The following is a 14,100-nucleotide window of genomic DNA, read 5'->3' on the forward strand; positions in this document are numbered from 1 at the left end:
ATTACGTAAGAAGGTCCAGTAATCCACGAGATTTCGGTTGTAGGAGGACTGCTGTCGGGCTACGATGTATGCAATCTAGGAGGTAAGAGTGTCTCAGGTATCACAGCGCGCCACGGATCTCCTCCGCGCGAAGATCCTCGAAGGTCGATGGGGACCGGGTGATCGGCTCGCCGAGGTCGAACTGGCCGAGATCCTCGAGGTCAGTCGTACGCCGGTGCGGGAAGCACTGTCGCGGCTGGCCGTCGAGGGCCTGGTCGAGATGTCCCCGAACAAGGGTGCTCGCGTGGCCACCTGGTCGGCGGCAAGGCTGAACGAGATCTTCGATCTCCGTCTCCTCCTCGAACCGGTGGCTACGGGCAAGGCGGTGGGCCGGCTCGACGACGCCGAGATCGACGAACTCGAGGAGCTCGCCGTCCGTATGTACGAGCACGGTCGTCCCGGTGGTGACCGTGACTTCAGCGAAATCGCCCGCCTCAACCGGAAGTTCCACGCGACGCTGATCGAGAAGGCGGAGAGCCTTCAGCTCGAGGCGACTCTGACGTCGGTCCGGCACATCTCGCTGGCGACTCGGAACTACCAACACTTCACCGAAGACAGCTTGTCTCGCAGCCTTTCTCACCATTTCGAGATCGTCGCCGCGGTCCGCGCCGGAAACTCGGACTGGGTCGAGGCGGTCATGCGCTGTCACCTCCACAACGCACGGACCGCGATGCTCGGCGCGATGAGCAACCCGACCATCGGCGCGGACAACACGCGCGACGGAATCGGCGCGATCCTCGCCTGATCGTCCCGCGATCCCAGCACCCGAACCACTTCCGAACCCCACGACTTCGACAGAGCACATACCGCTTGATCCGCGGGCCCGGTGACGGCCCGCGACCTCGCCTGCATACAACGACGCCTGCGTAGCTCCCTGCGCGAGGCGGCGATGACGCACGCACCCATCCGGCCCGGTCGCCTCGGGCTCCCAACGAACAGAAAGTACGAGATGAGCAACGAAACCGTCGAAATCGCCCCCGAGCACGACCAGGTCGGTCCGCTGTCCGATCTGCGCGTCGTGGAGATGGGCCAGCTGCTGGCCGGGCCGTTCTGCGGCCAGCTGCTCGCCGATTTCGGTGCCGAGGTCATCAAGCTGGAGGACCCGGGCAAGGGGGATCCGATGCGTCAGTGGGGCCGCAAAAGCGCTCAGGGGCAGTCACTCTGGTGGCCGGTCGTCGGTCGCAACAAGAAGTCGGTGACCTGCAACCTGCGGACTCCGGAGGGCCAGCAGATCGCCCGGGACCTGATCGCGACCGCCGACATCCTCATCGAGAACTTCCGTCCGGGCACGCTGGAGCGGTGGGGTCTGAGCTACGAGGAGCTGAGCGCACTCAACCCGAAGCTGATCATGGTGCGGGTCACCGGATACGGTCAGACGGGACCGTATGCGCCTCGCGCAGGCTACGGTTCGATCGGCGAGGCGATGGGCGGATTGCGTTACATCACCGGCGATCCCGACAGCCTCCCGAGCCGGACCGGCATCTCGATCGGTGACTCGCTCGCTGCCGTCTTCGCGACCATCGGTGCACTGACCGCTCTGCACGGCGTGCGCCGGACCGGCCGTGGTCAGATTGTCGACTCGGCCATCTACGAGGCAGTGCTGTCCCTGATGGAATCGACCGTGCCGGAGTACCAGCTGACCGGTTACCAGCGTGAGCGCACCGGTTCGATCTTGCCCAACGTCGCGCCCAGCAACGTCTATCCCACCGCCGACGACAGCAGCATCCTGATCGCGGCGAACCAGGACACGGTGTTCCGCCGTCTCGCCGAGGCGATGGGGGAGCCCGAACTCGCCGACGATCCGCGTTACCACAACCACGCCGAACGCGGGGCGAACCAGCTCGAACTCGACGACCGAATCGCCGACTGGACCCGCCGCCAACAGTCCGAGGATCTCCTGGCCCTGCTCGAGGAGAAAGGTGTTCCGGCCGGTCGGATCTACCAGGCCAAGGACATGCTCGCCGATCCGCACTTCGCCGCACGTGAGGGCATCGTCACGTTGCAGCACAAGGTCTTCGGCGACTTCCCGGTCCAGAACGTGGCCCCGAAGCTGTCGTCGACGCCGGGCACGATCCGCTGGCTGGGACCGGAACTCGGCGAGCACACCGCCGAGGTCCTCGGCGACGCCCTCTCCCGGACCCCTTCCGACATCGACGAACTCCGGACGTCGGGCGTCATCTGACAATCCGGGACAGACGTAACGCGGACGCAACCACGGACCGGCAGTTGTATGCAATGCTAAGAATCTGCGCCGTTCCCGGACCTGTCTGCGGACGAAAGTATGCAATAGAGCGCTCGAAAGGAACGACCAATGTCTGCATGGAAGCAGAGCACCGCCGCCGAGCTGAGCCCCGAGTCGCTCGCGGCCCTGATCCGCAACGAGAACCTGATCCACATCGACATCAAGAAACTCGGCCGCATCCCCGAAGGCGGCGGCCACCGCAAACTCGGGCGCACGATCGGCAACCGGCACAACAAGAAACACCGCCCGGGGTACGCGTATCTGCACCACGCCGTCGATGACCATTCCCGGCTGGCATACTCCGAGATCCTCACCGACGAACGCAAAGAGACCGCCGCGCAGTTCTGGGACCGCGCCAACGCCTTCTTCAGCCAACATGGGATCACTGTGAGACGAGTGATGACCGACAACGGCGCCTGTTACCGCTCAAAGGTTTTCGCAGAATCCCTCGGCGCCGAGATCAAGCACAAGAAGACCCGTCCCTACCGTCCGCAAACCAACGGCAAGGTCGAACGATTCAACCGCACCCTGGCCTCGGAATGGGCCTACGCCGAGTTCTACACCTCAGAGACCGCCCGCGCAGCCACCTACGACGACTGGCTACACCACTACAATCACCACCGAGCCCACACCGACATCGGCGGACTCACCCCGATCGAACGCTTACACGTTCACAACCTGCCCGGGTCTTACAACTGATATGTAGAGAAGTTTGTCAAGGGGGCTGGTGCACGAGTAGGTGACATCTGATCTGGCTTGCCCTGCCGGGCGGCCTGGAAGGATGCCAGCTGTGCCCAAGCCCTATCCCCAGGAGTTCCGCGACGACGTTGTCCGCGTCGCCCAGAACCGTGAAGACGGTGTGACTCTCGAACAGATCGCTGCCGACTTCGGTATCCACCCGATGACCCTGAACAAGTGGATCCGCAAGGCCGACGTGGAGGCCGGGATCAAGCCCGGCACCACGTCGGCCGAATCGCGTGAGCTGCGCGAGGCCAAGCGGCGTGTGCGCCTGCTTGAACAGGAGAACGAGGTCTTACGCCGGGCGGCGGCGTACCTGTCCCAAGCGAATCTGCCGGGAAAAGGTGGTACCCGCTCGTGAGTGAGCTGGCCGCTGACGGCATCCCCGTCACGGTGGCGTGTCGGGTACTCAAGATCGCTCGCCAGCCCTACTACCGGTGGCGCAAGAACCCGATCACCGACGCCGAGCTCGCCGAGGCGTACCGGGCCAACGCCCTGTTCGACGCCCACCGCGAAGACCCGGAGTTCGGCTACCGCTACCTCGCCGACGAGGCCGAAGCCGCAGGCGAGAAGATGTGCCGGCGGACGGCGTGGCGGATCTGCTCCGCCGGCGGCTGGACCAGCACCATCAGCAAGAGAGGCCGCGGCAAGCACCGCAAGGCCGGCCCGCCTGTACACGACGATCTCGTCAAGAGAGACTTCACCGCGCCCGGCCCCAACGAGCTGTGGCTGACCGACATCACCGAGCACTGGACGGCCGAGGGCAAGCTGTACCTGTGCGCGATCAAGGACGTCTACTCGGGCCGGATCGTCGGGTACTCGATCGACTCGAGAATGAAGTCCCGCCTGGCCGTGGCCGCCCTGAACAGCGCTGTCGCCAGGCGAGGGGACGTGGCCGGCTGCGTTCTGCACAGCGATAGAGGGTCTCAATTTCGTTCGAAGAAGATGCAGAAGGCCATCACCCGGCACGGCATGCTCGGGTCGATGGGCAGGGTCGGTGCGTGTGGTGACAACGCGGCGATGGAGAGCTTCTTCTGTCAACGGCCAGTTTGATGTCCCCGCTGGTGGCCAGGTAAAAGTCCCCACCCTGTGCGGGATGTTCTAGGTGGGTGGTACCTCCGTTCGGTGTGTCATGCGGTAGGAGTCGCCGTCGGTGATGACGATGGTGGCGTGGTGTAGGAGCCGGTCGAGGATGCTGGCGGCGGTGGTGTGTTCGGGCAGGAATCGTCCCCATTGTTCGAAGGGCCAGTGGCTGGCGATCGCGAGAGAGCGGCGTTCGTAGGCGCCGGCGACGAGCCGGAACAGTAGTTGGGTGCCGGTGTCGTCGAGTGGTGCGAATCCGATCTCGTCGAGGATGAGCAGATCTTGGCGTAGCAGGGTGTCGATGGTTTTGCCGACGGTGTTGTCGGCCAGTCCGCGATACAGGGTCTCCACGAGGTCGGCGGCGGTGAAGTACCGCACTTTGTGTCCGGCGTGTACTGCGGCGATCCCCAGCCCGATCAGGGTGTGACTCTTGCCAGTCCCGGCTGGGCCGATCAAGGCCAGATTGTGTTGGGCTCGAACCCATTCCAGTGAGGATAGGTATTCGAAGGTGTTGGCCGGGATGGAGGATGCGGCCACGTCGAACGATTCCAGGGTTTTGGTGACCGGGAACCCGGCAGCTTTGAGTCGGTTGCGGATGTTGGAGGCATCACGAGCGGCGATCTCGGCTTCGACCAGGGTCCGCAGCACTTCTTCGGGTGTCCATCGCTGGGTTTTCGCGGTGAGCAGTACCTCGGGTGCGGTGCGGCGGATCGAGGCGAGCTTCAATCGGCGTAGCGCTTGGTCGAGGTCGGCCGGTAGTGGCGGCACTGTTGGTGCAACTGATGTCGATGTTGTGGTGGTCATGACACCTCCTTGTCGCCGGCGCCGAGCTTGTAGGCATCCAGCGAGCGGGTGGGCGCGGTAGGCAGGTGCCCGAGCAGTGCTGTGCCGGCCGGTCGCGGGTTGGGGGTGCCGGCTCCGGCATCGAGGATCGAACGCACATCGGCGGCCTTGAACCGTCGGAATGCCACCGCCCTGGTCAGGGCGGTGAGCACCTGTTCGTGGCCGTGGGAGGTGACGAGCCCGAGGATGTCGTCGAGTTCACCGCTTAGGCGGGTGTTACCGATCGCGGCGGCACCGACCAGGAACTGCTCAGCAACCTCACCGAGAGCGCAGAACTGCTTCTCTGCTGCGGTTTTGGGTCGTGGTGCACGACTGGGCGGTGTGCGTGGCCCGCCGTAGTGGTCATCGTTGAGGACGACCTCTCCGGGTGCGGCCAGCAGATGTTCGGCGATCACCTCGCCTGAGGCGGGTTCGGCGATCAGGAGCCGTTCACCGTCCTGGATGAGGGTCACGGTGGTGCCGATGAGCCGGTTGGGTACCGAGTAGCGGGCCGAGGCGTACCGGATACATGAGAGGCGATCGACCTTTCGGGTGACCGGCGGTGGGCCGACTTGGGCCCGCAGAGATGGCAACGTCGACAGCACTTCTCGTTCCACATCGAGTTGCTCAGCAGGCACGCACAGTGTGTCGCTGTGGCGGCGGGTGTTGACCTCGACACACCAGTCCCGCGCGGCCCGGTTCGCTGCGTGCACATCCAGCTGCACGTCGTCACGACCAGCGGCGATCTTGGCTTCGGTCCACAACGGTTGCGCCAGATCTGACTGCGCGTACCCGCAGAGGTTCTCCACGATCCCTTTCGATTCCGGATCGGCGCCGTGACAGAAATCCGGGGCGAACCCGTAGTGGGTGGCAAACCGCACATACGAGGGGGTGGGTACGACGACGTTGGCGACGACTCCACCTTTGAGGCAGCCCATCCGATCAGCGAGTACCTTGTTGGGTACTCCACCGATCTCCTCAAAGGCTTCAGCGATGAATCCGAGTGTGGTGGTGGATGTTTCATTGGTGGCGAACCGAACGAACCGCCAGCGTGAGAACGCCAACACCGCGCAGAACATGTGCAGGCCGCCGATCACGGCCCAATCGATGACCAGGTAGTCACCCGGAGCCCACACTGCCGGGCGACGCCCACGATGGTGATCACGGCGCCACTGTGTTTTCTCCTGGGCGACGAGACGACGGAAGTTGCGGGCCGAGCCTGCATAGCCCGCCGCTCGCGCTACTGGTAGCAGACGTTTGGCGGTGATCCGGCCGTGTGACCGCTCGACTCTCTCGGCGACCAGCTCGGCGACGGTGTCGTAGTTGCGGGCCCGTTCCTTGCGATCGGGTGGTTGATCGTCGGCCTCGAACCGGTCGACCACACGTTTGACGGTCTTGTGGGTGGTGCCGCACACCTCGGCTGCGGCGCGATAGCTTCCGAGTTCTCGGTAAGCAGAAATGATGTCCATACGGTCCTTCGCAGACTTCAATGGAACTCCCAGGCGGTGATGGTGATCGGTTGGCACCTTCACCGTCATCGCCTGGGCCCTCAGTTCCGGGTCGACACGACGAACACAGGGTGGGGACTTTTATCTGGCCACCAGCGGGGACCTCGACCTGGCCACCAGTGGGGACTTTCTCATGGCCATGGACATCTTCTCGCTGCTACAGAACAACGTCCTCGACCGTCGATCCTGGGCCACCAGAGACGAGCTCCGGGCCGCCATCGTGCACTGGATCGAACGGACCTACCACCGCCGCAGACGACAGGACCGCCTCGGCAGATTGACCCCCATTGAATTCGAGACCATCATCAACCACGAGGCCCCTCAGGCCGCGTGACTAACCCTGTCACCTATCCGTGCACCAGGCCCAAGTTCGCAGGGCGAGGTACCGCCGGGAAGCTATCCCGGCGGTACCTCTGTGCTTCATGAGCGATCTGTGTGGTGAGCGTGTCGTATCACGACGCGCGGTCAGACTGATATTCGCGGATTGGGTACCGCAGGAAGGGGTTTCGGCTGGATCGCGACCGCGTGTCTAGGGTCGAGCGTCAACCCATGACCGGGTTTGCTCATAGTTGTATCGCGGGTCGATCCACGCGCTGTCACCACCGATCGGCTCATAAAGCAGGCCAATTGCTGTCAGCAGTCCATCACGGCCAACGACCAGCACCAGCCGGCCAACTCACGCGCGATGGCGACGTTGGCAATGACGGGGCGTTTCCGGCGGTCAAGGAAGTTCACCCACCGCTGATGGAGGCGACGGTTACCTTCATCGCCACGCACCCGAGCCGCTGCGGGAGCCTGTTCCCAGCGTTCCCGCATCACCGCACCGACGTGATAGCGCGCCCGATGGTGCCAGGCTGCTTCGACGAGCAATCGGCGGGCATGGGTGTTGCCGGTCTTGGTGATCGCCCCCTGCACCCGCGACATTCCTGAAGAATATTCGCTGGGAACCAACCCGACGAATGAGCCAATGCTGTTGCCGGTGAACCGATCCCAATCACCGATCTCCACGGTCAACGCGAACGCGGTCAGCGTGCTCACTCCACGCAGGCACGACATCCGCCGCACGATCGGGGTGAACTCACTATCACCGGCCATCGCTACGATCGCCACGTCCAAACGGTCACGTCGAGCTTTCATCGTCAATACGTGTTCGTAATCGGCATCGAAGGCCACCCGTGTGGCCGCCCCGGTCAACGCCGACGCTGCGACTGTTCGCAACCACCGGTCATGCGCGCCGGTCCAGGCCGTCCCACCGTCATAGACCAGGCCGTGACGCAGCAACAGCTTCGATAACCGATGACGTGCCCGCATCAAATCACCCCGACAGTCCTCGCGGGCCCTGACCAGATCACGCGCGGCTTCCTGGGCGACAGTCGGGATGCACACCGAAGTGGTCTCGCCAAGCCGCAGCAACCTCGCCAGGTGAATCGAGTCGCGCACATCGGTCTTGACCCGGTCACCGACCGGACGCTGCAGCTTGCTCGGCGCAACCACCTCGCAGCGGATCCCTGCCGCGGTCAGGTCCCGGTACAGCCCGAAGCCGGTCGGACCGGCTTCATAGGCCACCGCGACAGGGCCTGGCAACGTCGCCAGCCATGATCTGACGTGCTCAAACGACGGCGTCAGCCGCGCCTGATGAAGCTCACTTGTTTGGCCGTCAAGAGCAGCCGCGACGATCGATCGTGCGTGCACATCGAGTCCTACACTCGTACGCTCTGTAAACACCGGGGCCTCCCACAAATGTCGGATAGGCCGGGCAGGCGCCTCCTGCTCGGTAACCCACGAGTCTTTGTGCGTGAGGCTCCGGCCCGCAACCCCCCAACACACCATCGGGGAGTCACCCATACCGTCTAGCGCCATCGGCACCGAGATCTCGGCTGCCTTCGCGCGCGCCGCCGCGATCACGGCCTCGGCGTCGTCCAGCGTGAGGACGGTTCGTTGACTGGCCATGGCTACTCCTCTGTCTGCTTGCCCCACCGGGTGTTCGGCCGGCTCCGGGCGCAGCCTGGTCTTCGTGGTCGGGCTGCCTGCTCAGTATGACCGGCCGCGGCCTCCTGCGCAGTGGACATGTATACAACTGTCCAACTTCCTTTAATGCTGCTAAACAGCGTTTTGGAGCACTCCGCCGCCGGATCCGGGACCAATCGGTTGGTAAATACCCTGTTAACCGGCGCGATCCGGGCTACTCTTGGCCTGTGGTCCTGCCATATGGTTTGACGCGAAGCAGTGATCTGCCACGACCCCCATGTACACAAAAGACCCCACGAACCCCGGATTGTGTGCAGTTTTCCCCCGAAGGAGATTCATGGTTGACGTTCTTGGTTACCGCAACGTCTTTGGCGTCCTCGCCCCCTCGACGAACACGGTCGTCGAGCCGGACTACTACCGGATGACGGTGCCCGGCGTGACGCCTCACGTCGGCCGCATCCACATCCGCGACCAAACGCTGAGCAGCAACGAGGATTTCGAAGGTCTTCTCGAACAGATCCGCGGCGAGATCAACGCCGCATGCGAGCGCGTGCTGACCTGCGACCCCGACTACCTCGTGATGGGGATGTCGGCGGAGACCTTCTGGGGCGGTGTGGAAGGCAACCGGCAGTTCACCGAACAGCTCGAGAGCTTCTCCGGCCTGAAGGTCGCCACCGGCGCCGACGCAGTCCGCCGCGGACTCGATCTCTTCGGCGCCAAGCGTCTCGGCGTGGTCACGCCCTACCAGCCGATCGCCGACGAGAACGTGCGCCTGTTCCTCTCCGAGGCCGGTTACGACGTGGTCAACCTCAAGGGACTGCGTTGCCCGTCCGCGGTGGACATCGCCCGGGTCAGCGAAGACGAACTGCGCCAGGCGATCCTGGAGGTCAACGGGCCCGACGTCGATGCCATCGTTCAGGTCGGCACCAACCTCTCCATGGTCGGCCTCGCCGACGAAGCCGAACGCTGGCTCGGCAAGCCCGTCATCGCCATCAACGCGGCCACCTGGTGGCATGCGCTGCGTTCCAACGGCGTCACCGACCAGATCCACGGGTTCGGCACCCTGCTGCGCGAGCACTGAGCCCGGCAGTCCCGAACCACTCTCTGCACAACACTTTTCGAGGAGAACCGATGAAGAAGACAGCATCCTGGATGCTCACGACGGTCGCCGCCGGCGCCCTGCTCGCAGGCTGTACCAGCGCAACGGCCGACAACGGCTCGAGCGCCTCCGGTGAGAAGATCAGCAATGCCTGCACCCAGGCCGCCGGTGCCATCGTCGACAAGGCCCGCGAGGCCACCCCGCTGATCGTGCCGGAGGCCCCGCTCGATCTCGCCGCCGCCAAGGGCAAGAACATCTGGATGATCATGGTTGTCACCAACCAGTTCACCTCCGCCGCCGCCGAGGGCTTCAACGAGGCCGCGGCCGCAGCCGGCGTCAAGGCCACCGTGTACGACGGCCAGGGACAGACGAACAAGTTCAACGAGGGCATGGCGCAGGCCATCGCGCAGAAGGCCGACGCGATCGTCCTCCTGGGCATCGAACCGGCGATGCTGTCCGGTTCGCTGAACGACGCTGCCCGCGCAGGCCTCCCGGTCATCAACGCACTGTCGGGTGACGCCTCCGCCCCGCTGGCCAACGGCGTCTTCGCGAACGTGAGCGCGAACTACACCGCCGACGGCTCCTCGCTCGCCGCATGGACGCTGGTCGACTCGAACTGCTCGGCGTCGACGTTCTTCGCGCAGCCGACCGCGATCGAGATCTACAAGAACATGGCCGACGGAGCCGAGAAGGTCTACCGCGAGAACTGCCCGGACGACTGCTCGCTGGACATCCAGGAGATCGACCTGGCCAACGCCGCGACCGATCTGCCGCAGAAGGTCGAGACGGCGATGAAGCGCAACCCGGACACCACCTACGTGATGACCAACTGGGACTCAGGCGTCACCTTCGTCGAGCCGACCGTGGCCATGACCAATCCGGACGCCAAGATCCTCGGCCGGGACGGCATCGCCACCAGCCTCGACTCGATCCGCTCGGGCAAGGGCCAGGACGTCACCATGGCGGCTCCGCCGGAGGCGTGGCTCGGTTGGGTGATGGTCGACAACGCGATTCGCTCGGTCACCGGCGCCCAGCCCTCGGGCATCGTCATCCCCACCCGACTGGTCGACGAGACCAACGTCGGCGACTCGAACGCGGACGTGAACCCCAACTACAAGGACTTCCAGAACGCCTTCAAAGAGGCCTGGTCCAAGAACTGATCGGCACGCGGGCTGACCATGCCCGCGGCTCACACACGGAGACATCATGAGCAATGACCTCGGCACCGTCGCGGCGCCCACCTCTCGCCCACCGGCGATCCAGAAGTCACCGACCGAGTCGGTGGCCAGCTCCACGAAAGCCCGCCCGGCCACGTCGTTCGTGGAACGTTATGCGCTGGTCGGCCTTCTCGTGCTGGCGTTCGCGCTGTGCGCCGTCTTCCTGCCCGAGTTCCGGTCGACGGGCATCGTCTCGGCGATGGTCAACTCGCAGGCGATCATCCTGCTCCTCGCATTGGCCGCGACCCTGGCGCTGCGGACCGATGACTTCGACCTCGCCATCCCCGGCGTCATGGTCACCAGTGCGTGTGTGGTCGCGGTCATGTCGACCAACGGGTACTCGCCGGCCGCGGTGATCCCGGCTGCGCTGGCGGTCGGGCTCATCGTCGGCCTGATCAACGCCCTCCTGGTCGTCAAGGTCGGGGTGGACTCGTTCATCACGACACTCGGCATGTTCACGGCCCTTTCGGGCATCGGGTACGCCATCACGGGTTCCAAGATCGTCACCGGTGTCCCGGACTTCTACGTCGAGCTGTCGCGGGCCAAGCTGCTGGGCCTGCCGATGACCACCTGGTACGGCTGGCTGCTCGTGGCGGTGCTGTGGTTCGTGTACCAGCGCACCCCGATGGGCCGCTACATGCTGTTCATCGGTGGCAACCGCGATGCCGCTCTGCTGGCGGGTATCTCGGTGGCACGCATCCGCACCATCACCTACGTGGTCTCGGGTGTGGCCGGCGCGCTGATCGGCATCATCCTGGTCGGCAACCTCGGCGCGATCGATCCCGGTATCGGCAGCCAGTACCTCCTGGCCCCGTTCGCTGCGACGTTCCTCGGTGCCACCGCGATCACCGTCGGCCGCTTCAACGCGATCGGCACCCTCGTTGCGGTCTACCTCTTGGTCGTCGGCATCACCGGTCTCCAGTTGGGCGGTGCGGCATCGTGGGTCAGCCCGCTGTTCAACGGTCTGGCACTGATGATCGCCGTCGCCCTCGCCAAGCTCGTCGGCAAGCGTCGCGGAGCCGCGTGATGACGCCGGAGTCGGCGGCCGCCACCCTCCCGGGCCGGGGAGGGGGCGGTACCGCGGGTCCCGCCCTGCAGATCGAGGGTCTCTCGAAGCAGTTCGACGGCAACTACGCACTGCACCCGCTCGACTGGGAGGTCAAGCGCGGCGAGGTCCACGCGCTGTGCGGGCAGAACGGCAGCGGCAAGTCGACGATGATCAAGTGCCTGGCCGGTTACTACCGGCCGGACAGCGGTCGGGTGAGTCTGTTCGGCCGCGAGCTCGACCTGCCGGTGCGCAACCCGGCCGAGCACGGCATCGCCGTCATCCATCAGGACCTGGGTCTCGCCCCGGAGATGACGGTTCTCGAGAACATCGGCGTCGCAACCGGTTACGGCACCCGCGGCTTCGGCTGGGTGCGCGATCGCCAGGAGGCCAAGGCCTGCCGCGAGATCGCCGAACGTCTCGGCATCGAACTGCCGCTGAACACGTTGGTCGCCGACCTCAGCCCGGCGCAGCGTGCGCTCGTCGGTCTGGTCCGCGCGGTCCGTGCACTCGGTGACGGTCACGAAGGTCACCTGTTCATCCTCGACGAGCCGACGGCGTCGCTGTCGCACAGCGAGGCCGCACAGGTCACCTCCATGATGCGCAGTGTCGCCGATCTGGGTTCGAGCGTCATCTTCGTCAGCCACCGGCTCAGCGAGGTGCTCGACGACTGCGACTCCGTCACCGTATTGCGTGACGGTAAGCGGGTTCTCACCCGGTCCACCGCGGGACTGACCCGCTCGGACCTGGTCGCCGACATCCTCGGCCGGCGACTGACCGACTACTACCCGGATCCGCCGGAGCGCTCGGGCACCACGCCCGCACAGCTCGTGCTGGAGAACGTGAGTGGCGGTGTGGTGAAGGATCTCTCGGTCACCGTCGAGAAGGGTGAGATCGTCGGTTTCACCGGCCTGGCCGGCATGGGTCACGAAGAACTGCCGCTGGTCCTGGCCGGCAAGCTGCCGCGTACCGGTGGCACGGTCACCGTCGACGGCACCGCCGTCGAACCGAACCGACCCCGGGCCGCCATCGCCGCCGGTCTGGCGTTGGTGCCGGGCAACCGTCATCGCGACGGTGTCTGGCTCGACGCATCCGCCGCCGAGAACGTCACGCTGCCGAGCCTGGGCTCGTTCACCAGGTTCGGCGTCGCGACCAACTGGCGCAAGGAGCGGTCGACGGCGGTCGACCTCGTCGAAGAGTCCGGTGCGGTTCCGGCGCAACCGCATTGGCCGATCCGTCAGTTCAGCGGTGGCAACCAGCAGAAGATCGTGCTGTCCAAGTGGTTGCATCTCGACCCGACCGTGCTCCTGCTCGACGAACCCACCCAGGGCGTCGACGCCGGCGCGTCACGTCAGCTGCTGGACCGGGTCGCCGACCTTGCCGCCGACGGTGCGTCGGTCCTGGTGTTCTCCGGTGATCACGAACAACTCGCGGCGATCTGCCACCGTGTTCTCGTCCTGCATCATGGAGAGGTCGTGGCGGAACTGCCGCGGTCCGAGCTCAGCGAGGAGGCCTTGCTGGAGGCGTGCGAACAGAATGTGGAGGTCGTTGCGTGAACGATCCCGGGAACACGGTCACCGATGCGGACGGCATCGCCGCCGACTACGCGAAGGCGGGATTCGGTGGCGCACTGGGCTGGGGTTCCCGGCCCGCGCTGCTGATGATCGACATGATCGAGGCGTACTTCCGGCCGGGATCGCCGTTCTGCCTTCCCGATCCGGAAGTCGTCGACCGATGCGCCATGCTCCTCGAGGCGACTCGCCGCGCGGGGACCCTGGTCGTCCACACCCGGGTGGAGTACACGCCCGGTCTCGCCGACGGCGGTGTCTTCGTCCGGAAGGTGCCCGCGCTGGGTGTCCTCGAGGCCGGGCATCCGGACGGCCTGGGTGAGTTCGTCGCGCCGCTGCGCCCGCAAGCGGGTGAGGTCGTCGTGGTCAAGCAGTATGCGTCGGCGTTCTTCGGCACGTCGGTCGCGGCAACACTGATCGCCAACGGAGTCGACTCGGTGTTCGTCGCCGGCGTCTCGACCTCGGGATGCGTGCGTGCGAGTGCCACCGATGCCATGCAGCACGGATTCATCCCGAAGGTCGTCGCCGACGCCTGCGGGGACCGCAACCCCGCGGTGCACGACGCGAATCTGTTCGATCTCGACGCCAAGTACGCCGACGTCGTCGATCTCGACACGGCGTGCGCGCGAATGGCGTTCGCGGACTGACCATCCAGGCGCCCCGGACGGCGTCGTCGCGCGCGCTGCCCCCCGCGTAGCGAGACGGCGTCGCCGGGCGTGTCCATCACGCCGACGGGTTGAGGATTCCTCCACACCGTACCCGCCATCCCCG

Annotated in this window: 10 protein-coding genes and 3 pseudogenes; 10 read left to right on the top strand and 3 right to left on the bottom strand. The window is 65.3% G+C overall.

Annotated elements, in window-relative coordinates; genetic code table 11:
- Window positions 1–88 precede the first annotated feature (88 nt).
- The 4 genes and pseudogenes from GKZ92_RS00840 to GKZ92_RS00855 all read left to right on the top strand — a co-directional run.
- On the top strand, window positions 89–784 hold the full coding sequence (locus GKZ92_RS00840; protein ID WP_035755737.1) for a GntR family transcriptional regulator: 696 nt from the start codon (window positions 89–91) through the stop codon (window positions 782–784).
- A gap of 204 nt (window positions 785–988) precedes the next feature.
- Window positions 989–2,221: a CaiB/BaiF CoA transferase family protein gene (locus tag GKZ92_RS00845; protein ID WP_035755735.1), complete on the top strand. Its 1,233-nt coding sequence runs from the start codon at window positions 989–991 to the stop codon at window positions 2,219–2,221.
- A 201-nt stretch (window positions 2,222–2,422) separates the two neighbouring features.
- Window positions 2,423–2,980 (top strand): annotated as a pseudogene (locus GKZ92_RS00850) (integrase core domain-containing protein); the annotation flags it as partial.
- Between the two features lie 91 nt (window positions 2,981–3,071).
- Window positions 3,072–4,054, top strand: a pseudogene (locus GKZ92_RS00855) (IS3 family transposase); the annotation flags it as partial.
- 66 nt (window positions 4,055–4,120) lie between these two features.
- Here the strand turns inward: GKZ92_RS00855 and istB are convergent.
- Window positions 4,121–4,906 carry an IS21-like element helper ATPase IstB gene (gene istB / locus GKZ92_RS00860; RefSeq protein WP_006361228.1) on the bottom strand — a complete coding sequence of 262 codons (786 nt, stop codon included), beginning with the start codon at window positions 4,904–4,906 and terminating at the stop codon, window positions 4,121–4,123.
- Window positions 4,903–6,414 carry an IS21 family transposase gene (gene istA, locus GKZ92_RS00865; RefSeq protein ID WP_075863973.1) on the bottom strand — a complete coding sequence of 504 codons (1,512 nt, stop codon included), beginning with the start codon at window positions 6,412–6,414 and terminating at the stop codon, window positions 4,903–4,905. Before istA ends, istB begins: the two co-directional genes overlap by 4 nt.
- A gap of 166 nt (window positions 6,415–6,580) precedes the next feature.
- On the opposite strand from istA, the pseudogene GKZ92_RS00870 reads away from it, so the two are divergent.
- A pseudogene (locus GKZ92_RS00870) lies at window positions 6,581–6,766 on the top strand (IS3 family transposase); the annotation flags it as partial.
- A gap of 299 nt (window positions 6,767–7,065) precedes the next feature.
- On the opposite strand, the gene GKZ92_RS00875 reads toward GKZ92_RS00870, so the two are convergent.
- Window positions 7,066–8,157 carry an IS110 family transposase gene (locus tag GKZ92_RS00875; RefSeq protein ID WP_044505579.1) on the bottom strand — a complete coding sequence of 364 codons (1,092 nt, stop codon included), beginning with the start codon at window positions 8,155–8,157 and terminating at the stop codon, window positions 7,066–7,068.
- Between the two features lie 580 nt (window positions 8,158–8,737).
- On the opposite strand from GKZ92_RS00875, the gene GKZ92_RS00880 reads away from it, so the two are divergent.
- From GKZ92_RS00880 to GKZ92_RS00900, 5 genes are read left to right on the top strand one after another with little or no spacing between them, the layout of a single operon-like run.
- Window positions 8,738–9,481, top strand: a complete 744-nt coding sequence (locus GKZ92_RS00880; RefSeq protein WP_005200786.1) for a maleate cis-trans isomerase family protein — start codon at window positions 8,738–8,740, stop codon at window positions 9,479–9,481.
- A 50-nt stretch (window positions 9,482–9,531) separates the two neighbouring features.
- Window positions 9,532–10,659, top strand: a complete 1,128-nt coding sequence (locus tag GKZ92_RS00885) for a substrate-binding domain-containing protein (protein WP_035754186.1) — start codon at window positions 9,532–9,534, stop codon at window positions 10,657–10,659.
- A gap of 46 nt (window positions 10,660–10,705) precedes the next feature.
- Entirely contained in the window at window positions 10,706–11,743 is a 1,038-nt protein-coding gene (locus GKZ92_RS00890) for an ABC transporter permease (RefSeq protein WP_035754187.1), read from the top strand.
- Complete coding sequence (locus tag GKZ92_RS00895) at window positions 11,743–13,317, top strand: sugar ABC transporter ATP-binding protein (protein ID WP_035754188.1); 1,575 nt, start codon at window positions 11,743–11,745, stop codon at window positions 13,315–13,317. Before GKZ92_RS00890 ends, GKZ92_RS00895 begins: the two co-directional genes overlap by 1 nt.
- Window positions 13,314–13,976, top strand: coding sequence for an isochorismatase family protein (locus GKZ92_RS00900; protein ID WP_155224900.1), 663 nt, complete (start codon window positions 13,314–13,316; stop codon window positions 13,974–13,976). The genes GKZ92_RS00895 and GKZ92_RS00900 overlap by 4 nt, the downstream gene beginning before the upstream one ends.
- The last annotated feature ends 124 nt before the right edge of the window (window positions 13,977–14,100 follow it).

Source organism: Gordonia sp. 135, assembly GCF_009720185.1.
In the GTDB taxonomy this organism is placed as follows: Bacteria; Actinomycetota; Actinomycetes; order Mycobacteriales; family Mycobacteriaceae; genus Gordonia; species Gordonia alkanivorans.

What these genes read in the sequence shown, in the direction of transcription:
- GKZ92_RS00845 (WP_035755735.1), top strand. Translation starts at nt 989, where the DNA reads ATGAGCAACGAAACCGTCGAAATCGCCCCCGAGCACGACCAGGTCGGT.
- istB (WP_006361228.1), bottom strand. Translation starts at nt 4,906, where the DNA reads ATGACCACCACAACATCGACATCAGTTGCACCAACAGTGCCGCCACTA.
- GKZ92_RS00880 (WP_005200786.1), top strand. Translation starts at nt 8,738, where the DNA reads ATGGTTGACGTTCTTGGTTACCGCAACGTCTTTGGCGTCCTCGCCCCC.
- GKZ92_RS00885 (WP_035754186.1), top strand. Translation starts at nt 9,532, where the DNA reads ATGAAGAAGACAGCATCCTGGATGCTCACGACGGTCGCCGCCGGCGCC.
- GKZ92_RS00890 (WP_035754187.1), top strand. Translation starts at nt 10,706, where the DNA reads ATGAGCAATGACCTCGGCACCGTCGCGGCGCCCACCTCTCGCCCACCG.
- GKZ92_RS00895 (WP_035754188.1), top strand. Translation starts at nt 11,743, where the DNA reads ATGACGCCGGAGTCGGCGGCCGCCACCCTCCCGGGCCGGGGAGGGGGC.